The organism is Lysobacter sp. N42, assembly GCF_004344885.1.
Map to the genome: position 1 here is coordinate 403,284 of NZ_SKFB01000001.1, position 26,240 is coordinate 429,523.

Sequence of the window (26,240 nt, forward strand, 5' to 3'; positions counted from 1 at the left end):
ATATTTTAGCGCACTGCGAAGCTCGATAGAACTTTAAATACAATAAGGACCGTTTGCATGAAAATTGCCCCCGCACCCCAAATTCAAACAACTTTGCCGGTGAATGAAGCATTTGAAACCATTCAGGGCGAAGGTGTTTATACAGGTGTGCCAGCAATATTCTTACGCTTACAGGGGTGCCCAATAGGTTGCCCATGGTGCGACACCCAGCATACGTGGCCTATGGAGCAAACCGACAAAATTGAAATTAAAGACGTATTGGCTAAGAAAAAAGAGTCGAGTCAGTGGGCTTCGCAAACTCCAGCGCAAATATTAGAGCAATTCCAGCAACAAGGCTGGACCGCCAAACATGTAGTGATTACCGGGGGCGAGCCATGCATGTTCGACCTAACAGAACTTACCACAACGCTTCACAAGGCCGGTTATCAATGCCAAATTGAAACCAGTGGTACATTTGAAGTGCGCGTACACCCAGACACATGGGTAACCGTAAGCCCGAAAGTAGACATGCCCGGCGGCTACGCCATTTGCGCACAGGCCATGCAACGTGCGAACGAAATTAAGTACCCAATAGCCATGCAAAAGCATGTCGACGCATTAGACGAGTTGCTAAAAGAACACCCCGTAGACCCCACAGTTTCAATAGCATTACAACCCATCAGCCAACGGCCACGAGCAACAGAACTTGCCATAGAAACCTGCATCAAACGCAACTGGCGTTTATCGGTGCAGCTTCATAAGTACTTGGCGATCGATTAAAACCGCTAGGTTTTCTTTCCCAACTTAAATTTGCCTGCTAGACCTTGTGAAAGTGAGTTTTCATAGGGAGGTAGTTATGCGAGTTATCAAGTCTTCAGGTCAAGGTATGACTGAGTACATTGTTATTTTGGCATTAGTGGTGGTGTCTGCTATTGGGGTGTATTCGTTATTTGGGAAAACATTACGTAATCAAATCGCGGGTGTTGCTCAAGAAATATCGGGGCAGTCTGCAAACGATTCTCTCTCAGAAGCTCAAGACGCTGCTGACGATGCTGAAGACTCAGCAGCAGAAGACTATGGATTAGCAGATTACGATGAGTCAAACGAAGGTGATGGAGATTGAGGCTCGCACGGGGACAGGTTCTGGTGCTCGGTGTTTTACTTCTTAGCGGGATGTTTTTTGGGCTAGTAGCGGTGGTTAAGTTAGCAGTTCAGAGCCAACAGCAAGTGCATGTTGAAAAAGTAGCTCATCATGCCGCTCAATCATTGGCAGTTTTGGGGGCTAGAGACTTAAATTTCAAAGCTGCAACCAACCGTGCAATTTTGGCCAATGAAGTCTTTATTGGGCAATTAATGGCACTTCACTCATGGTTTTCTATGACTGAAGATGTCAGCGTGCGAACTGCGTTATTTACGAGTTGGGTTCCATATTTAAATGCAGCAACGCGAAGCCTAGCGAAAACCGTCCAGAGAATGAAGCAGCCCATCAATACAGGGATAAGCCTTACTATTGAAGCCCAGTCAGCGATTATCAAGGGGCTAGAATTCGCTCAAATGGCATTTCATCATGCTAGCTGGGTTTCTGCTTTGGAAACAGTGAATGAAGTTGTTGGACAAAGTGGGGAAGGCTATCAGATCGCGCTTCTTAACCACCAATCTCTTACGGGAGCTTCCGAATTATGGCTTAACTTTCAGCAGCGAAAGCAACCCGAAAATTACGCCGAATGGGTCGGGCATAGCAGAGACCCCTTTACTCGGAATAGGTCATACAATTGGTTCGATCTGCGATGGGTTTCGGTAGACCGTGCTGGAGGTTCTGAACTTGTGTCGAGAAATAACCAAGTGTATTGGCAAAGCATAGACACACTCGCAGTTCATCAGCGTATTCTGTTTAGTCATCATGAGTACCGTTATGGCGGCGGCGCTAGCTATAACCGTCAGCGTCCGCCTCGTAGAGCCTCGAGAAATGAGTTTGGTGGAACTTATCAAATTAATAGAAGAACGACCGGTAGAGCTTTAAACCGAGTGAACAGAATCGCTAGGGCACGTGCGACACCATATCAATATCTTCTGTCAGAAGAGAGTAATGAATTCCCTCAAGTCACCGTAGTGGTTACTTCTTCGGTGAAACATGAATTATCGCAACAACCCCTCCTACATGTAGGTATAGGAAGGTATGAAGTCGCTTTTTCTCGACCTCAATCTCTATTTCCGCGCCGAGATAGAAATACAGAGTCTCCTAACTTATTTAATGGCTTATGGTTTGAGCGAGCGCATCCGGTAACGACTATTGATAGATCTGTAATCGAACAACAGGTTAGGGCGGTAACTTTATGATATTTGAAAAAGGGCAAGCCATGCTCGAGTCCTCACTTTTTATCGGATTGGTGGGATTGATTGTATTGTTCGCGTTTGGAGAATTCTCGGAGCGACTAATCGACAAGTATGACGCCGACCAGCAGGCAAATATTGTGTTAGAACAAGCATGGATTAGAAACGCTTTGAATATGCGCGCATTAATTCCTGAAAAGCTTGACGAGGACTATGATTTTGCTGAAGGAGATGAAATTGATTTCAGTCTAGAAACGGATGAAGAGTATTCTTCGGCGAGCGTTTTATCAGGTGTTTGGAGCACTTTACCTGGAATTGAAAATTCACATTTTCCACTTGGAAACCAAAACCGGGTAAAGGTACTAAATCGTGGCGAAGAGTGGTTTAGTTACCGAAAAATCAATGATAGTTGGAGCGCAAAATCACAAGGTGATCTCTCAAATGCTCCACGCCAATTTGTAACTTCACATCATATATCTAAACTTCCTTTTGAAACCGTTCAACAATGGGTCGCAATCCTTCCGTTTGCTCGTGAGTTTGGCCCGAGTAGCTTGAAACTGGGCTGGGTTGATCCTGAGGTTGTACCCGAGTATCAACCGGAAGAGCATTGAATCTCGCTTTATTAGCTTTGGTGATGAACGGTGAAATTGCTTCGTTCGACATTCCTGAGCACTGGGAAACAAGGGTCGTTCTACCCGCTACAGATCTTCATGTTTTTGAAGTTCAAAGTTTGGAAATACGAGAGTCGTTCTCGGACATTGAAGCTTGGTTAGCAAATCGTTCGTGTCACGAGGTGTATCTGGGTACAAGCGATACATACACAGTCGTAGAAGAAGTTCGAAACTATTGGATATGTGTAGACCCAGAGCAAATAGTCAGTGTGGAAGCTTCGACGAATAAAACATTGTGGCATCAGACGAAATTAAAGGAAAACGCGTCTGAGCATCAGTCATTTGCATATCGTTGGCCAGGGACAATATTAAATACTTCATACAGCTCTATTAGCTTGTGGAGATATGCGAGGAAAATTGAAAGTGAGCTAGGCAGAGGTACGAACCAAGTTGTCCTTCGCCAAGTAGCGACTCAAAGCTATGTAATTGCATGGTATGAAGAGGATAGCTTTGTCGTAAAGACAGCACAAAAGAAAAATGGAAAGTTGCTAACTTTTGAGCTGGAAATACATCAAACGGAAATTGGTGAGTGATACAGCATGAGCAAGAAGAAACTACTTGTAAATTTATTTATTCCCCTAATTTTGGCTGTCGTGTTTTCTGTCGTAGCGTTTGCGATGATGAGACTAGAGGTTGAGCGTCAGGTAAATGCTCGCCCGAGGCTACCTCCTTTACCCGTAGATAAGCGCGCAGTTTTAGTTCCTGTTCGAGACTTAGACGTTGGAGAAGTGGTTTCTAACGAAAACCTTGCGGTTAGAAGACTAGCTGTTGAAGCATTGCCGGTAGACACACTTGTGATAGGCAGTCTAGAAAATGTTACTGGTTATAAGACTAAGGTCGCTGTTTTTGCGGGAAAACCTCTTCAACGCATACATTTACAGGAAGGTGATAATGGATTTGTCGAGCATTTAGAAGAAAATTATTACCCATTTACTGTCGAAGCCGAGCCCGTATGGACTCACGATAGAGCTTTTCAACTCGGTGACTCGGTAAGCATTTATCAAAGAAAGGTAAATCTGTGGGAATTGTTGGTTTCCCAAGCTCCTATCATTAGGTTGTCACCACTGCATGTCGGTCAAAGTGAGCAGGAGTATGACTACGTCACATTTGGAGTTCCACAACGTCAATATGCGTTACTTAATGAGTTAAATCACCGCTCTGAATTGAAATTTGTCATCTCTAATGGACAGTCAGAACCTATTTTAAGGTCATTCACTGAACCTAGTCTCTTTGGCGTAGCTTACGGGGCGCGGTGAAGATGCGATTTCATATACTGGGTTTATCGCTTTATTCCTTTCTGACGCTTCTTTCAATTAAGTTATACGCTAATGAAAGAATGATACTCGAAGTGGGAGAGCAAGTTTCGATAGAACTGCCATTCAATCCAAGTCGAGTGGTGTCGAGTCAGCCAGAGCTTGCGGAAGCATTATTAAGCGATACCTTTCTTCATGTAAGAGGGCTTAGAGCTGGCTCTTTAAACATTACAGCTTGGAATGAAAATGCTACGGAGCGAGAGAAGGTAGAGTATGATTTTGTTATTTCTCCCCCAGAGAGAGCCATTTTAATTCATTTTCTAGATGTGATTTTAGCAGGCAGCAATGTAGAGCGGTTGCAAACACCTGAGAGTATTTGGTTATCAGGACGGCTTGAGGAAAAGACGTTTGAACAGGTAAGACAGCTTGCAAGTTCATTTCAAAGCTTGGATGTCTCACAATTAACAAAAATTGAGAAGCAGCCAGAAATGCTGATTTTTAATATTCAAGTTGCAGAGCTAAAAAAAAGCTCATTAACTCAGTACGGAGTGAACTGGAGCGATAGCGTAAATGGTCCGTCTGTATCTTTATTCACCCAGTTCTCCGAGAGCAATACCGGCAGAAGTGATGCTCTAACAAACTTGAATCTTGGATGGGATTTTTCACTATCTTCGATACTTAGCTTGCTTCAACAAAGAGGTGAAGCAAGGCTTTTAGCCTCTCCAACTATCCGGTCCTTGGAAAATGTTTGGAGTGAGTTCCATGCTGGAGGTGAAATTCCAGTGCCTGCTGCATCAAATGATGGTAACCCCAACATTAACTTTCATCCCTACGGAATTAAAATTAGGACGAAAGGAGAAATCGATGATCAGGGCGATATCAAAGTTTATGTTGATGCGGAAATGAGTAATTTGGACTCGGCAGTATCAATAAATGGTATCCCAGGTTTATTAACTCGCCGATCTCAGTCGGAAGTCGTGGTAGAGCCTAATGAAATTTTGATATTAGCGGGTATGAAAAGCCAAGAAAGCTTTCAGAGTAATAACAATACCCCTTTAGAGTGGCTAGGTGGCTCACAAGAGATTCGTAGTCAAATGACGGAGCTAGTTGTGTTTCTTCAGCCAAACATAGTCTCCTTGCAAGAAAACCGTGCGACCGAAACTGAACTAAGAACAAGACATCTTACAGAGCAACTTCAATTAGCGCAGTGTATTGAATAAATGGAGAGTTAGGCATGGATGCTTATGAACGAATTAAACAGTTAGCAATACGGCAATTGGATCAGAGTCATAATGTTCTAGAAGATATGGAGGAGAGCGCGGTTCGGAATTACCTGACCAACATGATTGATGGAGAAGTTCAAAGTACCTTTGATGAAGGTGGGTTTAATGGAGGATTTGAGCACCCTAGAGAAGTTGTTCGTACTTTACTAGACGATTTGTTGGGGCTTGGTCCTATTGACGATTTACTGAGAGATCAACAGGTTTCTGAAATTATGGTGAACCGGTTTGATACTGTGTTTGTTGAGCGTGGAGGGAAACTTAAGCGTTCACCAGTGAACCTCGAGAGTGAGCAGCGTGTTCGCCAGATCATTGATCGTATTGTTACTCCTCTAGGGCGGCGTATTGATGAGAGCTCCCCCATGGTGGATGCTCGTTTGGCTTGTGGCTCTCGTGTAAACGCGATTATACCTCCTCTCGCTGTTGACGGTAGTAGCCTAACTATTCGTAAATTTTCAAAAAAACAGTTAACCCTTGATGATTTAGTGCAAAGCGATAGCTGTTCAGCGGAACTCGCTGATATTTTACCCATTCTGGTAACGAGTAAATTTAATATTTTGGTAAGTGGAGGAACAGGAAGCGGGAAGACAACTTTACTGAATATATTGTCATCATTTATCCCCGGTGAAGAGCGCATTGTTACTGTGGAGGATGCGGCTGAATTACAGGTAAACCACAGTAACCTTGTTAGATTGGAGGCCAGACCTGCCAATCAAGAAGGTGAGGGCGAAGTTTCTATTCGTAAGTTGGTTGTTAACGCTCTTCGTATGCGTCCAGATAGAATCATTGTAGGTGAGTGCCGAGCTAGTGAAAGCTTAGACATGTTGCAAGCTATGAATACTGGTCACTGTGGCTCTATGACCACAATACACGCAAATACATGCAGAGATGCGCTGAGGAGATTGGAAACTTTAGTGCTTATGTCTGGAATGGAGTTACCGATTAATGCGATTCGTCAGCAAATGACTAGCGCTATTCACTTTGTACTGCAAGTTTCAAGAACATCAGAGGGAAAGAGAAGAATTGAGTCATTGTGTGAGGTTCAGGGATCTGAATCGAACACAATACAGCTCGCAGAACTGTTCAAACGTGATCCGGTAAGTCAAAAACTTATCCCTACTGGTGAAGTCTCTTTGTTGACCCAAGTTTTACCTGAGAGTTATAAAGCGCGAATTATCTCAGCCACAATGGGCGCAGACTAATTCTAGCCGCTGCGATAATGATAAGTATTGGCTTAGTGACATACACGCTGTATTCGGCGTGCAAAGCTGCGTTGAGCGATTATTTTATGGCGTTAGAAAACCGATACGAGGAACAGATACAGCAGGGGTTAGTGGAATTGTTTCTATTTATACCCGCACGGCAATTCTTGTTTATCTGTATGTCATTAGCTGGTTTTTTAGCAATACTATGCTGGTTATTAACCCAAAGCTTGGCTTTAACGTTTAGTTTTTTTCTGATTAGTTTTATTTTTCCTCCAGTCCTTTTAAAACGCCTTAAAAATACTCGTGTATCGAAACTGGTTAAGCAACTTCCCGATGCAAGTATCATGTTAGGTAATCATGTTTCATCTGGAGGCTCATTAAATAGCGCTTTTGACTTTGTTGCAGCTAATGCCGAGTATCCTTTAAGCCAAGAATTAGGGTTAGTAATGAGGCGTGTACGGTTAGGGTGGAAGCTCAATGAAGCTTTGCAAAGAATGGCCGCAAATCTTGAAAATGAACAACTGGAAAGATGGGTGTGCATGTTGACTCTTATATCCTCTTCTGGCGGGCAACTGGCAAAAATTCTTGAATTACTGGCAAACAACATGCGCTTGCGCAGTCGCTTGCAAGACCGGGTAAGAAGCCTTTCGGCGCAAGGTAATATGCAAGGCAAAGTGATGTCGGGTCTTCCATTTTTATTGTTTTTGGCGCTTTACATGATTGAGTCGGAAGCGATCACCATTCTCATAAACAGCACATTTGGAGCTTTACTTATGGGAACCGTTATTTTCTTGGTTGTTACAGGACAGCTTTGGATGAGAAAATTATTGAATGTCAGGGTTCCGTTGTGATTTATATATCGCTCACTCTGTGTATTGTTATTAGTGCGTTTTATTGGTCATTGCGCTACTTGTTGACGCATGGGGTTATTATTAGGCGCTATTTAAATTCTATTGCGGCATACCTATTTGAGAGGCTACCCAAATCGAGTAAAGGCGCATTACTGTTTCCCATGCGCTTAGCTGGATACAGTCAAGAATATGTACAACTAAGAACCACTTTACTCGTGCTGTGTTTCTTTTTGCTGGCACCACTCAACTTTTTTCTAATGAATCCCTTTTTCTTTGTGGCCAGCGCCATCGTTTTATTGTGGCTTTTAAAGCCTTTTTTAAATGCGTCTCGAAAAGCGAAATCGAGAAGAAAAGAAGCTGTATATCAGTTACCGCATGTACTTGATGGTCTTGCGTTACTATCTATAGCGGGTTTTCCCATTGCCACTGCATTGCAGAGGGTGCTGAGGGATATAAGGTCGGGTCCTTTAACGGAAGAGTTGAAGCTAGCTATGAGCCGTCTGAAGACAGGGTACTCTTACTCTCAAGCGATTGAGTCTGTTTACTTAACTTTACCGTGCCCGCAAATTAGAATCTTTATAAACTTACTGAAGCAGTCGGCTCTTCAGGGAAGTGGTGTACATGCTCTCATGACAGAGCAATCTAGAATTAATCGTGAAAATATCGAGTTTGAAATAGAAAAAGTCGCGCAAGAAACGCCTGTAAGGCTTCTTGCCCCGCTCGCATTACTGATCTTTCCCGCTACCTTACTGCCATTTGTTGGTCTGATTTGGGTGAAGATGCAATGAAGCAGTTGTGTGAAGAATATGGCATAGAGAAATTATGGCGCCCCATGTCATTTTGGCATCGAGCATTAGGTTGGATGGTAAAACCGAACCAGTGTGATGCATTGTATTTACCGAAGTGTAAATCAATACACACAATGTTTATGTTTGAATCGATCGATTTGATTTGGCTGGATCATAACGGACGCGCACTTCAGCAGCATAAAGCAGTGAGGCCTTGGTCCGTTAGAACTTGCTGGAACGCTTATGGAGTCATCGAAAAGCGGACAGCTGTAAGCTCTTAAACAAGGACGTAAAAATGAATAAAAATCGATTCCCCGCGTACATGGGGTTTGTACTATCGCTGAGTTTATTGACAGGATGTGAACTTACCGGCTTTGCTCAGTCTACCTGGTCTCCAATTAAACGTTCCGAGTTAGAGTTAAGAGCTAGTCAGGCAATGAATCGTGGGGACTATTTAACAGCGGAAAGCGACCTAAGAAAGCTTTCGCGTAACTACCCAGAAGACTTTCAGTATCAACTAGAACTTGGCTATTTATATCTTCGAACGGGTGAGTATATGAAAGCACATGGGTTGATATATGGCGTAACTCAGCAAATTCCAAAGAATATACAAGCGTGGGAGTTACTCGGACTAGTACAGCTGCGCCTCGCAACCGCGTCATTTATTGAGTCTCAAACATTAGCTTCATCGAACAAGAATAATCAAATTATAGAATGGCTATTCGAACTTCAAACAGGGCAAAACTTTCCTCAATTAGACGAAACAAAAACCACCTTACCGGGTTCTGACTAAACATGGGCATGAAAGGAGGAGCAGGTTATTTTATTCCTATTGCTTTGGCTATTCTTGGGTTGGTGAGTGCAACATTAACTACCGCCATGTTGATTAATGCGGTTAAAACTGCGGAGACTCAACGTAGCTATGCTCTCCAACAGATCCATGAGGTTCGGATGCATCTTCTCAGGCTATATTGGAGTAAATCAAAAACTCAGAGTTTCAATCAATGGGTTGAGAGTAATGGTGTAGTAAAGGCACTCGCCAGTTTAGGAGAAATAGCTACACGCGTAGAGGTATTAGAAAAGCCATTACGTTTAAATATTGCCTTTCTGCGAGCATCGATGGCACAAGAAGTTTCTAAAGTACTTGTGGATGTGTCTCTGGATAACTCTACTGTATCACTGTTGCTGCCAGAGTCCTTTGATATCGTGGGCAGTCGAATTGCTACTAGGGGAGCTCACAATACGAACGGAAATCTACAAATGCGCGCCTCTTTAGAATTTGAAGAACACAATATACAGCAGAGTAACGATGTAAGTGTAACTGATCTACATGCCGAGACTGCAACGAGTGATTCCGCAGATTCTGTTGCGTTGAGCACCGATACTCTAATTGGGAGACATGGGGATATTTCTGAGCTGGACTTTCAGGATATACAAAGCAGTTCTGGAATTCTTGGAAATACAAATATAGGTGCCGCCAGTATGAATGAGGTTAGTTCAGCACAACTGTTAACTGAATCAGCTGATGTAAAGGGGCTCGTCTCCGTAGAAAGTTGGTCAGAAGAACTTAACGCAACTGAAGTTAAGGCTTCGGAAGTCGTCATTCGCAACAATCTTGTTCTGTCTGGTGATGCTAACACGCGATTTTTAGAGGCATTTTATCGCTTAGAAGAATTACAGACTAGCGTAACTCGCTGTGTACAGGTGAGTTTATGGTGTCTAGCCGCAGAGCCTCCCAAACTCAGTAATTACTCTTGTGAAGGGTGCAGTGTGGAGCAAATAGATAAACAATTTAGTGCTACGCTCCATATGCATATCGAGTCATGTATTCATGGCTGTAGTATTCAAGCTCAAGCTTCAAATGGCGCAGAAGTGATGTGTGACAAGAACAATATCCCGCCTCATGAGTTTGGTGATCTTGTTTGCTGGGTAAGCCATGAGCTAACTACTGAGGGGGAATATAATTCGGAAGTTGTGATTTCGGCGAGAAACTTAAAAAGTACCAGTGTCTCCACTTATTTGGTGGCACAAATGGAATGGATAAAACTTCCAGAACATAACAACGAGTGTGCTGGCTATGCGTATTTTCACCCGATATATAACTCTACGCCCCAAATGTTTGCCAATTTTGTGATACCCACTATTCCGTTGAATGAAGTTCATACAGATATCGTTTCAGGACGAGAGTGTGAGATGCTCAACCCTGCAAGTTTCTATAATTGCAGGATTGAACAAAAGTGCGGTTCCGATGGAAACTGGCTTCCTGTGAATGCAAATTGCATTTGCGAAACTTAACGAACCTCGTGCTTCAGCATCCGCTCTTTCTGGCGTGCCCAGTCGCGGTCTTTAATGGTGTCGCGCTTGTCGTGAGACTTCTTACCTTTAGCAAGGTAAATTTCAAGCTTCACCCAGCACTTCTTCCAATACATAGCGGTGGCGACAATAGAGTAGCCTTCGCGTTCAGACTTGCCGATAAGGGTACTTAATTCGCGCTTTTTCATAAGCAGCTTGCGTGTACGCTCTGGGTCGCACACTACATGGCTTGATGCGCTGTTGAGTGGCTGAATGCGAGAACCAATCAGAAAGGCTTCGCCGTTGCGCAACAGAATATAACTGTCGGCAATGTTTACTTTACCTGCGCGGATGCTTTTTACTTCCCAACCTTGAAGCTCGATTCCGGCCTCGAACTTGTCCTCTAAAAAATACTCGTGGCGGGCTTTTTTATTGAGGGCGATGGTACTACTGGAATTCTTTTTTGATTTCATGCGCCTATTATACCTTTTCAGGCGTTGCATGAAAGGAAAAAGAATTGGTTTTTGACGGTAGCAGGCAAGGGCAGTACACGTTAAAATGTGCGCCATTTTGAAAAACTGAACTTCTAATAAAGAGGTTGCGCAATGCCGCAAGTGGAACGCAGCGCTTTAGTGCACTATAGCTGCGAACAAATGTTTGACTTGGTGAACGACATAACCGCTTACCCAGAGTTTGTGCCTGGTTGTGTGGGTGCGCGTTTATTAAGCTCGAACGACGTTCATGGTAACCAGGTTATAGAAGCCGAGCTTTCCATTAGTAAGGCGGGCATTCAGCAAACATTTGCCACGCGAAATACGTTGCATCCGCACCATACGGTAGACATGCAATTGCTGAATGGGCCTTTCAAGTCTTTGCAGGGGGGGTGGAAGTTCGAACCGCTTTCAGACGACGCTTGTAAAGTTATCTTGCAACTCGATTTTGAGTTTTCCAGTAAGTTACTTCACTTTGCCTTTGCAAAGGTTTTTAATGAGGTAACAAGCCGAATGGTAGACGCGTTCGCAAAACGCGCAAAACAGGTATATGGCAGTGGCGGAACTCGTTAATGTTGAAGTGGTGTATGGCACACCAGAAAAACAGAAAATTGTTTCTACGCAAGTTCCTGAAGGAACCACAGTGGAAAAAACAATTGAGCTTTCTCAAATTGATAAGTTTTTTCCTGAGTTCGAGGTAAGTGCCGACCGTGTGGGTATATGGAACCGCACTTGTAAGCTTACCGACACGGTAAAAAATGGCGACAGAGTTGAAATATACCGACCGTTAATTGCCGATCCAAAAGAAATACGCCGTCGCCGCGCAGAGCGTGCGAAAGAAGAAGGGCGCGCCGACAAAGTAACCGGTGGTCGGCCAGACAAACAACGTAGTGAATCGAAGTCGAGTAGTACATCGTGAAGTTATATATTATGCGTCATGGCGAAGCCGAGCCTCCTGTAATGCGCCCATATCCAGGTGCAGACGCGAATAGGGTATTAACAGATTGTGGCCATGCTGAAGCAGAAACTGCGGCGCAGTGGTTGAAGAAGCATGAGAAGGGTATTGATTTAGCTATTGTGAGCCCGTATTCGCGTGCTCGGCAAACCTACGACCATGTTGCTGAGCAAATTCCTGTAGAAGTCACTGAGATTAGTACCGAGATTACACCAGACGGTGACCCTGAAATGTTTGCTGGCGCTTTGTTAGCAAGGTTGCAAATTGAGCCTGCAGAGTCGGTGCTGGTGGTGTCTCACATGCCTTTTGTGTGCTATTTGGTGCATTATTTAGATACCGCAGTGCAAGCGCCTTTGTTTCCAACTGCCGGTATTGCCGTTTTAGATGTAGAGCCTTTAGCCATGAGTGGTGCTCTGAAGTCGTTTTATAAGAATCAAGATGAATAGGAGCTTGCGCCATGGGCGAGAAGCACGAGCACGAAAAGAATACTGAAAGCAAAAAAATAGAGCTAGGCAAAGGTTTAAAAACAATCGCCGACTGGCAGCGCTATATTGCGACTAAGCTTCACCATGAAGACGTTTGGTTTGGCCATGGGGCTGAGAGTGGCTGGGAAGAAGCTAATTTACTTCTTTCTGAAGTGACCTGTTTACCGTTTGAGGCGTTGTCTGAATATGGCAACTGTCGTTTAGCGAAAGAAGAACGAAAGCATTTAGCAAAAATGCTTGAGCGCCGGCTATACGACCGTGTTCCAGCGGCTTACTTAGTGCATAAAGCATGGTTTGCGGGATTGCCGTTTTACGTAGACGAGCGCGTTCTTGTTCCTCGTTCACCCATTGGTGAACTGATTACGAAACAATTCTCGCCTTGGTTAACGCAAGAGCCAATGCGCATTCTCGACTTGTGTACGGGTTCTGGCTGTATTGCTATCGCATGTGCCGCGGCATTCCCTGAAACATACATCGACGCGAGCGATATTTCAGAAGACGCATTAGCAGTAGCTCAAATGAATGTTGCCGAGTACGACTTACATGAACAAGTTACGCTTATTCAGTCGGACGGATTTACAGACATACCTGCACAAAGTTATGACTTAATTGTCACTAATCCGCCTTATGTAGATGCTGAAGACATGGATGACTTGCCGCAAGAGTATCACCACGAGCCGGAATTAGGCTTAGCGGCTGGCGAAGACGGATTAGATCTTGTGAAGAATATTTTGCTCGACGCTCCACAGTATTTGAGCGAGCAAGGTATGCTGATATGTGAAGTGGGCAACAGTGAAGTTCATGTAGCAGAGCGTTGGCCGGAACTACCGCTAACTTGGTTAGCATTTGAAAACGGTGGTACTGGTGTTTTCCTTGCCTACCGTAATGACTTGGTTCAGTTTAAAGACCATATACAAAGCCGTTAAGCAGTGCTCTGTTAAGTACTGATAGCACAAAACTGATTTATTGAAGGGGTCTGTGATGCCTGGCAGTAGTTTGGGAACCATTTTCAAAGTTACAACCAGCGGCGAAAGTCATGGGCCTGCTTTAATGGCCATTGTCGACGGTTGTCCTCCAGGCTTAACTTTAAGCGAAGCCGATATTCAAAAGGAACTAGACTTAAGGAAGCCGGGCGGAAATCGGTACACCACGCCACGCCAAGAAGCTGACCAAGTGAAAATTCTTTCTGGTGTGTTTGAAGGTAAAACTACTGGAACGCCGATAGGTTTACTGATTGAAAATACCGATCAGCGTAGCCGCGACTACTCCAATATTAAAGACCTATACCGACCAGGACATGCCGACTATACGTACGACCAAAAATTTGGCTTTAGAGATTACCGCGGTGGCGGGCGCTCATCCGCTCGAGAAACAGCGATGCGTGTTGCCGCTGGTGCAATTGCCAAAAAATGGTTGTCACAACAAGGCATAAGCATTGAAGCCGCCATGGTACAAATGGGGCATATTCAAGCAGAGAAGCTAGACTTAGAGTTAGCGAAAACCAATGCTTTCTTTTTTCCAGACGACACTAAATTAGATGCGTTAGACCAACTGATCCGCGACTTAAAAAAGGAAGGTGACTCAATTGGTGCTCGTATTCGGGTGCAGGCAAAAGGGTTACCACCTGGTCTTGGTGAACCTGTCTTTGACAGGCTAGAAGCAGATTTAGCAAAGGCATTAATGAGCATTAATGCAGTTAAAGCTGTTTCCATAGGAGACGGTTTTGAAGTTGTCACTCAAAAAGGCAGTGAGCACCGAGACGAAATTACTCCCGAAGGTTTTAAAAGTAACCGAAGTGGCGGAGTGTTAGGGGGCATTAGTACGGGCCAGCCTGTTGTTGCCGACATAGCGTTGAAGCCAACTTCTAGTATTAAAACTGCGGGGCAAACGATTACTAATCAGGGTGAGCCTACTGAGGTTTCAACTGGCGGTAGGCACGACCCTTGTGTTGGAATTCGTGCTGTTCCTATAGCCGAAGCCATGATGGCTTTGGTGGTTATTGACCATTTCTTACTGCAACGTGCTCAAAATGGTGATGTAACACCAACAACTTTCCGGGTTCCATGAAGGCTTTTCGATTATTAGGTTTTGCCTATTTTGGGTACTTTGGCGTACTTGCGCTTCTTGTGCCGTATTTGGGTGTTTTTCTCGACGCGTTAGGCTTTAATTCGAAGGAGATAGGCGAACTTATAGCCTACGCTACGCTGTGCAGAATTATTGGTCCACCTCTCTGGGCAACATACACCGACCGAACAGGCAAGCGCCTGCCCATTATGCGGTTTGCAGTGCTTATTTCTTTAGTCTTCTTAAGCGTGCTCTATTTTGCGGAAAGTTACATTCAGGTTGCTTTTGTACTTGGTGGTATGAGCTTATTTTGGTCGGCTATTTTGCCACAGCTTGAAGTGGTTACTTTAAATACCCTGGGCGACCAACACCAGCGCTACAGTAAAATAAGGTTAGGCGGCAGTATTGGTTTTATTATTGTTGCGCTAGTTGCCGCTGAACTCATGGCATGGGGTGGTAAAACCTCGTTTCCGTTACTCGCAGCCTTGTTGCTTCTACCGCTTGCCGTTGTCGTGTTTTTGCTTCGAGAACCAAATATAAAACCGGTAGAAACCTCGGAAATTGACACGGAATCGCTTTGGACAGCGGTTTTTTCTCGCCCGTTCATCATGTTTATGGCGTCTAGCATTCTATTGCAACTTAGTTTTGCACCGTTTTATGCGTTCTTCGCGCTTTATTTAGGCCAGCTAGGTTACGACCCAACCGCAGTAGGAATAATCATTGCACTAGGCGTTGCAGCCGAAGTGGTTATGTTTGCAGTAGCTGGCAGAATTGTTGGGCGGTTTAGAGTGTCGAGAATTTTGGCATTGTGCATGGGGTTAACCGCAATACGTTGGTGGGCATTAGCTTCTTTTGCCGACATTCTTGTTTTACTTGTCTTAGTACAACTTATTCATGCATTTAGCTTCGCGTTGCACCACAGCACTGCAATGAGGTTTATTCATAGGCACTTCCAACAGAAACACCAAGGTAGGGGGCAAGCTATTTATGTCAGTGTTGGCTTTGCCGGCGGCGGGGCTATTGGTGCATATATTTCAGGTATTTTGTGGCAAGACGGCGCAGGAGCCGATTTAACGTATTTAGCTGCATCTATTTCTGCATTTTTAGGCATGCTAGCTGCGTTCGGTGTGGCTCGCCCTAAACATGAGCGACTACAAAATTCGACCAACCACTGAACTTTACGACTGATAACTCCCTAGTAACTAGAGTCTGTGGCTTATATTGGTAATAATCGAAGCATCTACTTATAAAAAATGAGGCAACTCATGGCAAAAACACAACATATTGTTTCTTTGGCGGTATTGCTGCCGCTTACTTTTGCGTCTTGGCAGGGCGTTACCACGCTTGCTCATGCTGACGAGCCTAGTGGCGAACAGCGACCATTGTCGGTTTCCGATATTATGAAGTTTCGCGAAATTGAGCGCCAAGACTGGAGCGATTCAGGCTTAGTGTATGCGTATGACGCTGTTCCAGATTTAGGCGACCCAACAGGCTATGTTGTTCGTTCAACAGAGCAACTTTCAGTAAGTAATCAATGGGAAGTTGAACGAGGCACACACCCGCGTGTGTCTGCAAATGGTGCTTATGTTGTATTTACACAACGACCTGCTTTGTTAGCACGTGAACAAGCTGAAACGGACGAAGAGAAAAAGGCATTGGTTACCAATCAAGTATTGGTGAACGTGGCTACGGGTGAGCAAACTGTATTCGAGAATGCTGAAAGTGCTGAATTCACGGGGTCAAGCCAAACCTTAGTAGTGTTGCAAACCCAAACATTGAGTGATGCCGAGGATGATGGCAAAGAGACGCCGGTTCTAGTTTTTGTTGATGTAAACACGGGGCAACAACGCTCTGTACAGAACGTTTCACAATTTGTTGTAGCAGATTCGGGTGATCGTGTGGCTTTTCAAACTAAAGCTACCGACGAGAATCCAGGAGAGGTTTGGGTTCGCAATACATCAAATAACTCACAACTAGAGCTTATTGAAAACACCGGAAAAGCAAAGGCTGCGATGAGCTTTGACGAAGCTGGTGACAGTATTGCGATTCTTGCGGCGGCTCCAGACAGCGACAAAGACGAAGAAACACGCCAACTATTTGTTTGGAATTTCGGTGAAAGTGAAGTTTCTTCTGTTGCGTATGAAAGAGACGGTTGGGCTATATCAGAGCATAGCCGAGTTTCTTGGTTATATGACGACACAGCAATTGAAGTAGGTTTTCGCCCGCTAACAGAAGAAAGCGAAGATCTTCCTAAACCAGAAACTCTTGAAGATCTTTACTCATTGGAACGTATTTTGGACGACCGACGCGTACAAGTGTGGCATGGTGACGACGACCGCATTTCTACCCACCAACGTGAAGGTTATCGCCGCTCGCAACGTGCAACTGCGGAGTCTTTATATTGGGTAGATACTCAGTCATGGGTGCACTTAAGCGACGATGTTGAGCTAAGCACTTGGATTGACGACGACTATGCTGCGGCTATGCAGTCGGACGCAACGCCTTATCTGCGTGAAATTACGTGGAACGGCTTCTTCCATGATATTTACCACGTGAATGTTCGCACTGGCGAGAAACAACTTGTAGCGGAGAAAGTGCCGAGCTGGCAGCGTGGAGAAATGTCACCTAACGGTGAATACATTGCATTCTTACAAAACGAGAAACTCAACCTATTCAGTGCCGAAACCAGTACAAGCCAAGAAATCGGTAGTGGAATTGATGTTTCTTGGGTAGACGAAGAAAACGATCGCCCACAAGGTGCTTACGGCTATGGCTTCGGTGGTTGGTTAGCCGATAGCTCTGCGTTCTTTGTTTATGATCGCTTCGACATTTGGCAGTTTAATGCGCAAGGCGACTACCAGAACTTAACGTCTGGACAAGGTCGTGAAACCGAGCGTTCTTTCCGAATTGTAGAGAAGGACGAAGGCTTTTATGGCGCTAACGAGGCGTTGTTCTTACGCGCATACAACGAAGACACCAAGGGCAGTGGTTTCTATGCGCTTAACCGCGGTAACCAAGGGCTTTACGAGTTAGTTGCGGGTGAGAAAACTTACGAACTTGTGCATTGGGAAAACGAAACCAATGTAATTTATTTTACTGAGGAAGATTTCAGACAATTCCCTGACGTTCAAATCACTGACTTTGGATTTGCTGAGCCTACACGGATTACTGAAGTAAACCCTCAACAAAGCGACTTTATTTGGGGTGACGCAGAACTTGTAACTTGGGAGTCAACGGTGGGTGAAGAGCTAGAAGGCATTCTAATTAAGCCTGATAACTATGATCCGAACCGTCAATACCCAGTTATGGTTTATTACTACGAGAAATTCTCGCAGCGTCTGCATCAATTTAACCAGATGAAAGTAAACCATAGACCCAACTTCCCATTTTACTTAGGCCAAGAATACTTAGTGTTCTTACCTGACATTAACTTCCGCGTTGGTGCTCCGGGACCTAGTGCAACAGAGTCACTGGTACCGGCAATGGAAATGTTAGTTGAAGAAGGCATAGCGGACCCTGACGGTCTAGGGCTGCATGGACATAGTTGGTCTGGTTACCAAACTGCGTTTGTTGTTACCGAAACCGATATTTTCGATGCGGCAGTTGCCGGTGCTCCAGTTTCAAATATGACCAGTGCATATAGCGGAATTCGTTGGGGTAGTGGTTTGGCTCGTCAATTCCAGTACGAGCAAGGGCAAAGTCGCCTAGGCGTAAACATGTATGAGGATATCGACCCGTACATTGAGAACTCGCCAGTATTTTTTGCTGACCGTATTAATACGCCAATGCTTATTCAATTTGGTGACGAAGACGGAGCTGTACCATGGGAGCAGGGTATTGAATACTATTTAGCTCTGCGCCGCTTAGACAAGCCTGTGGTGATGCTCCAGTACGAAGGCGAACCACATCACTTGCAACAATACGCAAATAAAGTCGATTACACGCTAAAAATGTTAGAATTCTTTGATTACCACTTAAAAGGTGAAGGTTCACCGAGTTGGTGGCTTGAAGGAGTCGAATATCAGGCGTATGACTGATGAAGTTTTAAATGCAAATGAAATAGTGCGGTTATTTAACCGCACTTTTTTGCATACATATCACACGGAGCTTATCCAAGGTGGCTCTGAGCCACTTTACCTGCCGGCTGCAAGAAATCGAGCCTATCATCAAATTGTATTTAGTCATGACTATGTACGTTCCGCGTTACATGAAATATCGCATTGGTGTGTAGCTGGGAAAGTACGACGTCACCTATTGGACTACGGTTATTGGTATGCGCCAGACGGTCGTAACGCAGCTCAGCAAGCCGACTTCTTAAAAATGGAAGTGAAGCCACAGGCTTACGAGTGGTTGCTAAGCCTTTGTGCTCAAATTCAGTTTGAAGTGAGCTTAGACAACCTAAATGCGCCCCACGCGGTTCAAAGCCAACAGAAGTTACAATTTACGCAGGATGTCGTCGAATACGCGCAAACTTTATACAAAAACGGCTTACCCGAGCGGTTACTGAGCATGTGCGAAACACTGTGTAATTTTCACGAGACAACCATGCCCAATTTTTATGAACTAGAGCACTACGCTCATTCACTGTTAAACCAATGCTGTCAGAAAGAAGGACTTCGCGCTGTATGAAACGACTAAAAATAGGTTTGGTTGTTAACCCATATGCTGGTATTGGCGGCTCGACCGCATTGAAAGGCAGTGACGGCAAAGCTATACGTGAAGAAGCGCTGAAGCGGGGCGCCATTCAGAACGCCCCAAACCGTGCAAAAGCGGCGCTAACGGTATTATTTGAAGCGTGCGGGAATGAGCAAGAAGCCATTGAATGGCTAGCCCCAGAAGGAACTATGGGGGCTGATTTACTGAGAAGCTTTGGCGTGGATCCTGTCGTTTGCTATCAACCTAATGAGCAGCAAACCGAAGCGAGTGATACTCAAAGTTGTGTGCAGGCTTTTCTAGAGCATGGCGTTGACCTCATTCTATTTGCGGGCGGTGATGGCACTGCAAGAGATCTAGCAACCGTAATTAAAGACCAAGAGATTCCAGTTATCGGTATTCCTGCCGGCGTTAAAATTCATTCGGGTGTTTATGCTATTCACCCGCGGGCAGCAGGGCAGGTAGCAAGCATGGTTGTTTCTGGTCAGCTAACTACGGTGCGCTGGGCCGACGTAATGGATATCGACGAGACCGCGTTTAGGCAAGGTACAGTTCGCGCTAAACGATATGGCGAGCTTATGGTGCCCAGCGAGTTGGAATATATGCAAGCCGTTAAAGTGGGTGGAAAGGAAAGCGACGAGCTAGTTTTAACCGACATCGCAGACGATATTATTGAGTCTATGGAGCCAGGTCATTTATACATCATGGGCTCTGGCTCTACTGTAGCCGCAATAATGGAGCGGTTAGGCGTAGAAAATACGCTTTTAGGGGTAGATGCAGTATGTGATGAAAAGCTGGTGGGCCAAGACTTATCTGCTCGGGAACTTGTGGAATTAAAAGAGCAATACCCAGAAACACATTTAGTGATTACATTAATTGGTGGTCAGGGCCATTTACTGGGCCGCGGGAATCAGCAGTTGAGTCCTGAGTTGTTAAGGTTAATTGACCGTTCGAACGTGCATATTGTCGCTACGAAAGAGAAGCTAAAAGCATTGAACGGAAGACCTTTAATTGTTGATTCAGGTCAAAACGACGTGGACGACTTATGGGCTGGACTTATTTCTGTGGTAACGGGCTACCATGACCGAACTATGGTCACGATAGCCGCATTCAACCGAAGTTAGAACTGAGATACCGGCATTCTTACGATAATGCCATCAAGTTCTTCGGTCATTTCGATTTGGCAGCTTAGGCGGCTGTTGTCTTCCGGCTCACGTGCCACGTCGATCATGCTTTCTTCAATATCATCAGCAGCGGGTAGTTTGTTTAACCAAGCTTGATCAACATATACATGGCAAGTAGCGCAAGAACATACGCCTCCACACTCTCCAATAATACCGTCGATCATGTTATCTGTCGCAGCTTCCATTAGGCTTTGTCCAACTGGAACGTCTACTTCATACTCACCACCTTGGTGGTCGATAAATACTGCTTTTGGCATGGAATTACCTTATCTATTCAATCTTTAGTTTAAGCGCTGTCGCGATTACGTTATTGCTAATGCTATGATGTTTAATATTGTACCACGACCCAAAAGTTCAAGGGAAAACAGAATCTATGAGCCAGCACGATCACAAAGAATATTTCGTTTCTTGGGAAGAGTTACACCGCGCTACACGCGAATTAGCCCGCAGACAGTTGCCGGCAGAGCAGTGGAAAGGAGTTATAGCTGTAACTCGTGGTGGTTTGGTACCCGCAGCTATTCTGTCTCGTGAACTGAATTTACGTGTAGTAGACACCGTTTCGATTCGTTCTTATATGCATCAGTCGCAACAGGCAGAACCTGAAATGTTAAAGCCAGTGCAAGCTACTGAAGATGGTGAAGGTTTTATTGTTATTGATGATCTAGTCGATTCTGGTAACACCCTTCGATACTTACGTAAACAATTACCTAAAGCGAAGTTTATTACGGTATACGCTAAACCTGCTGGCTTACCTTTAGTAGACGACTATGAGGCGGATATAGAGCAAACTACGTGGATTCATTTCCCGTGGGATATGCGTTTGCATTATATTGACCCGTTAGCAGGGCATGAAAGTTAAGTTAACTTACTCAAAATAAAAAAATCCGCAGAGGTTTAGGTACCTTTGCGGATTTTCACATCTAGCAAAATAGAATTAGCTCGTTTTCGAACGTAGGAACTCTACTGCATCTGCAAGGCTTACCTTTTCCTTGTCTGAAGCCGAGCGATGTTTATATTCCGCCGCGTTGTCATCAAGGTTCCGCTCGCCAATAACAAATGTGTGTGGAATACCGATAAGTTCCATATCCGCAAACATTACACCAGGACGCTCTTTACGGTCGTCAAACATAACATTGAAGCCAGCCTGTTGTAGTTCCTCGTATAGCTTTTCAGCTGCAGCTTGAACGCGTGCAGACTTGTGCATATTCATAGGTAAAACCACAACGTCGAAAGGGGCCATGCTTGCTGGCCAAATAATACCGTTGTCGTCGAAGTTTTGTTCAATAGCTGCTGCAACGATGCGGGTTACGCCGATACCATAACAACCCATCATAAGGTGCTGATGCTTGCCTTCTTCATTAAGAACGCCAACATTCATAGCTTCGCTATATTTTGTTCCTAGCTGGAAAATATGACCAACTTCAATGCCTCGAGCAATACTTAGCGTGCCGTTACCACAAGGGCTCGGATCGCCTTCAACCACGTTTCGAAGGTCAGCAACGTCGGTAAACTCTGCATCGCGGCCCCAATTGATACCAAAATAATGGAAGCCATCTTCATTAGCTCCTGCACTAAAGTCTGACATCACGGCTACGCTACGGTCGACGATAACAGGCATAGGTAGGTTAATTGGACCTAGAGAGCCTGGACCCGCGCCAACCGCGTCTCGAATTTCTTCGTCGCTCGCGAATTGAAGAGGGCTAGCAACACCTTCAACTTTAGATGCTTTTATGTCGTTTAGTTCGTGGTCGCCACGAACCATTAAAGCCACAAGTTTTGAACTGCCTTCAACTTCGGGATCACCATGTACAATAAGTGTTTTAACGGTTTTCTGAATATCGACCTTAAAGTTCTCAACGAGTGCTTTAATTGTTTTCGTATTAGGTGTTTGTTCTTTGCGAAGCTCTTCAGTCGCAACGTCTTTCTCTGTTTTCTCTGAAATAGCTTCTGCTAATTCAACGTTGGCCGCGTAATTAGAACTGTCGCTGAATGCAATGGCGTCTTCACCTGATTGAGCTAGCACATGAAACTCGTGTGAAGCATTACCACCAATAGAGCCCGTGTCGGCAATAACCGGACGGAAATCGAGCCCTAAGCGTTCGAAGATACGACTGTAAGCGTCGAACATGGCTTGGTATGTTTCTTTTAATGAGTCTTCGTTGGTATGGAAAGAGTATGCGTCTTTCATGATAAATTCGCGCGAACGCATTACGCCAAAACGAGGTCTTATTTCGTCGCGGAATTTAGTTTGAATTTGGAATAAATTAAGAGGTAGCTGTTTATAACTACTAATTTCTTTACGAACGAGTTCGCTTATTACTTCTTCATGGGTTGGGCCAAGCACAAACTCGCGGTTGTGTCGGTCGTTGAGCCTCAGAAGCTCTGGGCCATAGTCTTCGTAACGACCTGATTCTTGCCATAAGTCTGCAGGTTGCACCATAGGCATTAATACTTCGATAGCGCCTGCATTCTCGAGTTCTTCTCGAACGATAGCTTCTACTTTCCGTAGCACACGAACGCCAGTGGGTGTCCAAGTATATAAACCTGAAGCAACTTTACGGATCATTCCAGCTCTTAACATAAGCTGGTGGCTGACAACTTCTGCGTCAGCAGGGGTTTCTTTTAAAGTTCCTAGTAAATACTGGCTCGATCGCATGGGCTCTTTCTCGTTCTCAAATTAGTGTTTTTCGAATGAATGTTTTTAACTCAACATTGACGCGCGAAATGACATGGCATTCTAGCAGTCGAAGCGCCGCACAAAAAGCCTTTCATGCGAGTTGAAGGGTATTTTCAGCGATGCTCTAGCTCGACTACATACGCCACGTTGCTTATTACTCGCCATTTAATATTGAAATCGTATAATGCCATGCCATAAACACGGTCTTCATTCTGGTTTGTATGATAGGCGGGGCGGGGATCCTGTGCTAGAACTTCTTCAATCAGTTTATAAAGGTAAGGGAAATGCTTAGCTTGCGTACTAAGAGCTTCACGGGCGCACTCAGAGAACTCAACCTTAAGATCAGAGCTTGGGCTTTCTTGTGCAAAACCACTTATTGCCTTTGGTAATGCATCTGAGTAAGCAATATAGGGCTTTATGTCTAATATTGGGGTTTGGTCTAATAAGTCGATTCCACTAACACTTAAAGCAACAGTGCCTTTATGTTCATTTATAGCTTCAATTTTCACAACTGAAAGGCCAATCGCATTTGGACGAAACGTCGACCGTGTGGCAAATACTCCGCGCTTTTCATTTCCACCCAAACGAGGAGGGCGAACGAGTGGCTTCCAACCCTTAGCCTGAGTTTCATGAAAAATAAATTGAACCCAAAGGTGAGAAAACTCCTCTAAACCTCTAAAACACTCAGCTTGATTATATGGTGAATAAAAGTCTATACGGCCAATTGCACTAGGAACTAGTCCAGGTTGCCGAGGAATTGCGAACTTTTCTTGATATGGAGAATGAATAATTCCAATTGGATTCATAATTGTTAAATAAGGAAGTCGCTTTTACTGCCACCCGTGTTTAAAGCCTTTTGAATTGGTTTTGGTGCACGACCTTGTCCAGTCCAGGTTTGGCGATTGCCGTTATCATCTATATATGCGTATTTCGCTGGTAATGGCTTACGCTTTTTGCGAGGTTTGGCTTCACTATCACCTCCCTCAATTAATTCCCCAGCGCTAATATTTGCTTCTTTCATTTGGCGCTTTAAGTCTTCAATAACTCTTTGTTTTTCTTCTTGTTCGCGCAAATATTCTGCCTCTTCTTCAACTCTTTTTTCAATAACAGTTTGAAGCTTATCTGCTACTTCTTTTAATTCGGCAACGCTCATAGATTTAGTTGCAGCATTGAGTCTACGAGCATGAGAAAGAATATTTATAAAGTCTTTCATGTTTTTACCTTATTCGGACAATTAGAAATTATTGAAAAACAAATGCGATTGAATATTTATAGATTAACTTTACAGTCAAAATATAGAAATAAACAACACATAAAATTAATAAAAAGGGTAATTCAGATATCTCTTACTGTATTTAATTAATGATTAATTTTTATTTCCATAAATAAATAAGCCGGCGTGAAAGCCGGCTTATTTTGATATTACATATTCGGGTAATTAGGACCACCGGTACCTTCTGGGGTAACCCAAGTAATATTCTGGCTAGGATCTTTAATGTCACAAGTTTTACAGTGTATGCAGTTTTGTGCATTTATCTGAAAAACCGATTCGCCATTGTCGTCTTCTACCACTTCGTATACGCCAGCAGGGCAATAACGTTGCGCAGGCTCCGCATACTTAGCTAAGTTCACTTGAATCGGTATATTTGCGTCTTTTAACCGTAGGTGGCAAGGCTGATCTTCTTCGTGGTTCGTATTCGATAAGTAAACCGAAGAGTTACGGTCAAAGCTTAGTTGGCTATCCGGTTTCGGGTAATCAATTTTGCTCGCTTTACTAGCTTCAAGCATACCTTCATGGTCAGGGCGTTCGTCCTTAATAGTGAAAGGTAGCTTACCGCCAAACCAGTTCTGGTCGATTGTGTTGTATGCGCCACCCATCCATGTACCGAGCTTATGGATTGCTGGACCAAAATTACGAGAACCGTAAAGCTCCTTGTATAGCCAGCTCGCTTTAAAATTAGTTTCGTATTCGGTTAAGTCGGTATGGGACAAGTCTTTCTGAAGCGCTGCAAATATAGTTTCTGCAGCAATAATGCCACTCTTCATTGCAGTATGGTTGCCTTTAATTTTCGCGAAATTCAGCGTACCAGCGTTACAGCCGGTCATAACTGCACCAGGCATGGTCATTTTAGGAAGCGAGTAGAACCCGCCTTTTGCAATAGCTCGAGCGCCGTAGCTTACGCGTTTACCACCTTTCAGTACTTTCGCTATTTCTGGGTGATGTTTATAGCGTTGGAACTCAGCAAAAGGATTAACGTGAGGGTTCGTGTAGTTTAGGTCGACAATAAGACCAACGAAAACTTGGTTATTTTCGGCATGGTATAGGTAACCACCACCTGTCGCTTCATCGAGTGGCCATCCCGTGCTGTGTACTACTAAACCTTCTTCATGTTGTTCTGCAGGTACATCCCAAATTTCTTTAAATCCAATAGCATAATGCTGTGGAGATTTGCCTTCATTCAGGTTGTACTTGTCGATTAGAGTTTTTCCAAGGTGCCCTCGGCAACCCTCAGCAAAAACGGTGTAACGTGCACGAAGTTCCATGCCAGGCATGTAACTGTCTTTCTCTGAACCGTCTTCGGCAACACCCATATCACCGGTGATTACACCTAAAACTTCATTGTTGTCGCCATATAGAACTTCTGATGCAGAGAAGCCTGGGAATATTTCTACGCCCATACCTTCCGCTTGTTCGGCAAGCCAGCGACACATGTTTCCCATGCTGGTAATGTAATTGCCGTGGTTATGGAATGTCTTTGGAACCATAAAGTTAGGAAGTTTGGTTGCGCTGGTTTCATTTTTAAACATGAAAATATCGTCGCGCTTTACTTCGGTGCTCAAAGGAGCACCAAGCTCTTTCCAGTTTGGGAAAAGTTCAGTTAAAGCACGTGTTTCGAACACAGCTCCAGAAAGAATATGAGCGCCAACCTCAGAGCCTTTTTCAATGACGCAAATTGACAGTTCTTGCTCAGCGGCTTGTGCTTGTTGTGCTAATTTACATGCAGTGGACAAACCCGCAGGTCCTGCACCTACAACAAGTACGTCGAACTCCATACTTTCGCGTTCCATAACTACTCCTAC

General features: G+C 44.4%; 28 protein-coding genes. 22 read left to right on the forward strand and 6 right to left on the reverse strand.

The window, feature by feature from the left end; all coding sequences use genetic code 11:
• Positions 1-57 precede the first annotated feature (57 nt).
• The 12 genes from queE to EYQ95_RS02150 all read left to right on the forward strand — a co-directional run bounded on the left by queE (position 58) and on the right by EYQ95_RS02150 (position 10,653).
• Positions 58-759 (forward strand): 7-carboxy-7-deazaguanine synthase QueE, encoded by a 702-nt coding sequence (gene queE / locus EYQ95_RS02090; protein WP_111914370.1) that lies wholly within the window; start codon positions 58-60, stop codon positions 757-759.
• 76 nt (positions 760-835) lie between these two features.
• Entirely contained in the window at positions 836-1,102 is a 267-nt protein-coding gene (locus EYQ95_RS02095) for a Flp family type IVb pilin (protein ID WP_111914368.1), read from the forward strand.
• A 23-nt stretch (positions 1,103-1,125) separates the two neighbouring features.
• Entirely contained in the window at positions 1,126-2,316 is a 1,191-nt protein-coding gene (locus tag EYQ95_RS02100) for a hypothetical protein (RefSeq protein WP_132327467.1), read from the forward strand.
• Positions 2,313-2,921 (forward strand): hypothetical protein, encoded by a 609-nt coding sequence (locus tag EYQ95_RS02105; RefSeq protein WP_111914365.1) that lies wholly within the window; start codon positions 2,313-2,315, stop codon positions 2,919-2,921. Before EYQ95_RS02100 ends, EYQ95_RS02105 begins: the two co-directional genes overlap by 4 nt.
• Positions 2,918-3,514 (forward strand): hypothetical protein, encoded by a 597-nt coding sequence (locus tag EYQ95_RS02110; protein ID WP_111914363.1) that lies wholly within the window; start codon positions 2,918-2,920, stop codon positions 3,512-3,514. The genes EYQ95_RS02105 and EYQ95_RS02110 overlap by 4 nt, the downstream gene beginning before the upstream one ends.
• 6 nt (positions 3,515-3,520) lie before the next feature.
• Positions 3,521-4,237: an SAF domain-containing protein gene (locus EYQ95_RS02115; RefSeq protein WP_111914361.1), complete on the forward strand. Its 717-nt coding sequence runs from the start codon at positions 3,521-3,523 to the stop codon at positions 4,235-4,237.
• Positions 4,238-4,239: 2 nt separating this feature from the next.
• On the forward strand, positions 4,240-5,454 hold the full coding sequence (locus tag EYQ95_RS02120; RefSeq protein ID WP_111914359.1) for a pilus assembly protein N-terminal domain-containing protein: 1,215 nt from the start codon (positions 4,240-4,242) through the stop codon (positions 5,452-5,454).
• A gap of 14 nt (positions 5,455-5,468) precedes the next feature.
• Positions 5,469-6,716 carry a CpaF family protein gene (locus EYQ95_RS02125; RefSeq protein ID WP_111914357.1) on the forward strand — a complete coding sequence of 416 codons (1,248 nt, stop codon included), beginning with the start codon at positions 5,469-5,471 and terminating at the stop codon, positions 6,714-6,716.
• Between the two features lie 86 nt (positions 6,717-6,802).
• Positions 6,803-7,570: a type II secretion system F family protein gene (locus EYQ95_RS02130; RefSeq protein ID WP_165924684.1), complete on the forward strand. Its 768-nt coding sequence runs from the start codon at positions 6,803-6,805 to the stop codon at positions 7,568-7,570.
• Complete coding sequence (locus EYQ95_RS02135; RefSeq protein WP_165924685.1) at positions 7,531-8,358, forward strand: type II secretion system F family protein; 828 nt, start codon at positions 7,531-7,533, stop codon at positions 8,356-8,358. Before EYQ95_RS02130 ends, EYQ95_RS02135 begins: the two co-directional genes overlap by 40 nt.
• A 295-nt stretch (positions 8,359-8,653) precedes the next feature.
• Complete coding sequence (locus tag EYQ95_RS02145) at positions 8,654-9,151, forward strand: M48 family metallopeptidase (RefSeq protein WP_111914349.1); 498 nt, start codon at positions 8,654-8,656, stop codon at positions 9,149-9,151.
• A gap of 2 nt (positions 9,152-9,153) precedes the next feature.
• The gene (locus EYQ95_RS02150; protein WP_111914347.1) at positions 9,154-10,653 is read left to right on the forward strand and encodes a hypothetical protein; all 1,500 of its coding nucleotides are present in this window, start codon (positions 9,154-9,156) and stop codon (positions 10,651-10,653) included.
• On the opposite strand, the gene smpB is transcribed toward EYQ95_RS02150, so the two are convergent.
• On the reverse strand, positions 10,650-11,153 hold the full coding sequence (gene smpB, locus EYQ95_RS02155; RefSeq protein ID WP_111914846.1) for an SsrA-binding protein SmpB: 504 nt from the start codon (positions 11,151-11,153) through the stop codon (positions 10,650-10,652). The two genes, EYQ95_RS02150 and smpB, sit on opposite strands and share 4 nt — an antisense overlap.
• Before the next feature lie 102 nt (positions 11,154-11,255).
• On the opposite strand from smpB, the gene EYQ95_RS02160 reads away from it, so the two are divergent.
• The 9 genes from EYQ95_RS02160 to EYQ95_RS02200 all read left to right on the forward strand — a co-directional run bounded on the left by EYQ95_RS02160 (position 11,256) and on the right by EYQ95_RS02200 (position 20,422).
• On the forward strand, positions 11,256-11,714 hold the full coding sequence (locus tag EYQ95_RS02160) for a type II toxin-antitoxin system RatA family toxin (RefSeq protein ID WP_111914345.1): 459 nt from the start codon (positions 11,256-11,258) through the stop codon (positions 11,712-11,714).
• A complete protein-coding gene (locus EYQ95_RS02165) occupies positions 11,698-12,060 on the forward strand; it encodes an RnfH family protein (RefSeq protein ID WP_207916199.1) in 363 nt (120 codons plus the stop codon). The genes EYQ95_RS02160 and EYQ95_RS02165 overlap by 17 nt, the downstream gene beginning before the upstream one ends.
• Positions 12,057-12,542, forward strand: coding sequence for a phosphohistidine phosphatase SixA (sixA, locus tag EYQ95_RS02170; RefSeq protein ID WP_126266330.1), 486 nt, complete (start codon positions 12,057-12,059; stop codon positions 12,540-12,542). Before EYQ95_RS02165 ends, sixA begins: the two co-directional genes overlap by 4 nt.
• Before the next feature lie 11 nt (positions 12,543-12,553).
• A complete protein-coding gene (gene prmB / locus EYQ95_RS02175; protein WP_111914339.1) occupies positions 12,554-13,507 on the forward strand; it encodes a 50S ribosomal protein L3 N(5)-glutamine methyltransferase in 954 nt (317 codons plus the stop codon).
• A 55-nt stretch (positions 13,508-13,562) separates the two neighbouring features.
• Positions 13,563-14,648 carry a chorismate synthase gene (gene aroC / locus EYQ95_RS02180; protein ID WP_111914337.1) on the forward strand — a complete coding sequence of 362 codons (1,086 nt, stop codon included), beginning with the start codon at positions 13,563-13,565 and terminating at the stop codon, positions 14,646-14,648.
• On the forward strand, positions 14,645-15,820 hold the full coding sequence (locus EYQ95_RS02185) for an MFS transporter (RefSeq protein ID WP_111914335.1): 1,176 nt from the start codon (positions 14,645-14,647) through the stop codon (positions 15,818-15,820). Before aroC ends, EYQ95_RS02185 begins: the two co-directional genes overlap by 4 nt.
• Positions 15,821-15,910: 90 nt before the next feature.
• Entirely contained in the window at positions 15,911-18,682 is a 2,772-nt protein-coding gene (locus tag EYQ95_RS02190; protein ID WP_165831927.1) for a S9 family peptidase, read from the forward strand.
• On the forward strand, positions 18,675-19,274 hold the full coding sequence (locus EYQ95_RS02195) for an elongation factor P hydroxylase (RefSeq protein WP_111914331.1): 600 nt from the start codon (positions 18,675-18,677) through the stop codon (positions 19,272-19,274). Before EYQ95_RS02190 ends, EYQ95_RS02195 begins: the two co-directional genes overlap by 8 nt.
• A complete protein-coding gene (locus EYQ95_RS02200) occupies positions 19,271-20,422 on the forward strand; it encodes an ATP-NAD kinase family protein (RefSeq protein ID WP_111914329.1) in 1,152 nt (383 codons plus the stop codon). Before EYQ95_RS02195 ends, EYQ95_RS02200 begins: the two co-directional genes overlap by 4 nt.
• Here the strand turns inward: EYQ95_RS02200 and EYQ95_RS02205 are convergent.
• Positions 20,419-20,739: a 2Fe-2S iron-sulfur cluster-binding protein gene (locus EYQ95_RS02205; RefSeq protein WP_111914327.1), complete on the reverse strand. Its 321-nt coding sequence runs from the start codon at positions 20,737-20,739 to the stop codon at positions 20,419-20,421. The genes EYQ95_RS02200 and EYQ95_RS02205 overlap by 4 nt on opposite strands.
• Positions 20,740-20,855: 116 nt before the next feature.
• On the opposite strand from EYQ95_RS02205, the gene gpt reads away from it, so the two are divergent.
• On the forward strand, positions 20,856-21,341 hold the full coding sequence (gene gpt / locus EYQ95_RS02210) for a xanthine phosphoribosyltransferase (RefSeq protein ID WP_111914326.1): 486 nt from the start codon (positions 20,856-20,858) through the stop codon (positions 21,339-21,341).
• A 75-nt stretch (positions 21,342-21,416) separates the two neighbouring features.
• Here gpt and EYQ95_RS02215 read toward each other — a convergent pair whose 3' ends face one another.
• From EYQ95_RS02215 to EYQ95_RS02230, 4 genes are all read right to left on the reverse strand, one after another.
• Positions 21,417-23,138, reverse strand: a complete 1,722-nt coding sequence (locus tag EYQ95_RS02215) for a proline--tRNA ligase (RefSeq protein WP_111914325.1) — start codon at positions 23,136-23,138, stop codon at positions 21,417-21,419.
• Positions 23,139-23,272: 134 nt separating this feature from the next.
• Positions 23,273-23,965 (reverse strand): tRNA (N6-threonylcarbamoyladenosine(37)-N6)-methyltransferase TrmO, encoded by a 693-nt coding sequence (gene tsaA / locus EYQ95_RS02220; protein ID WP_111914324.1) that lies wholly within the window; start codon positions 23,963-23,965, stop codon positions 23,273-23,275.
• A gap of 5 nt (positions 23,966-23,970) precedes the next feature.
• Complete coding sequence (locus EYQ95_RS02225) at positions 23,971-24,372, reverse strand: H-NS family nucleoid-associated regulatory protein (protein ID WP_111914323.1); 402 nt, start codon at positions 24,370-24,372, stop codon at positions 23,971-23,973.
• Between the two features lie 209 nt (positions 24,373-24,581).
• Entirely contained in the window at positions 24,582-26,228 is a 1,647-nt protein-coding gene (locus EYQ95_RS02230; protein ID WP_111914322.1) for an electron transfer flavoprotein-ubiquinone oxidoreductase, read from the reverse strand.
• Between the last annotated feature and the right edge of the window lie 12 nt (positions 26,229-26,240).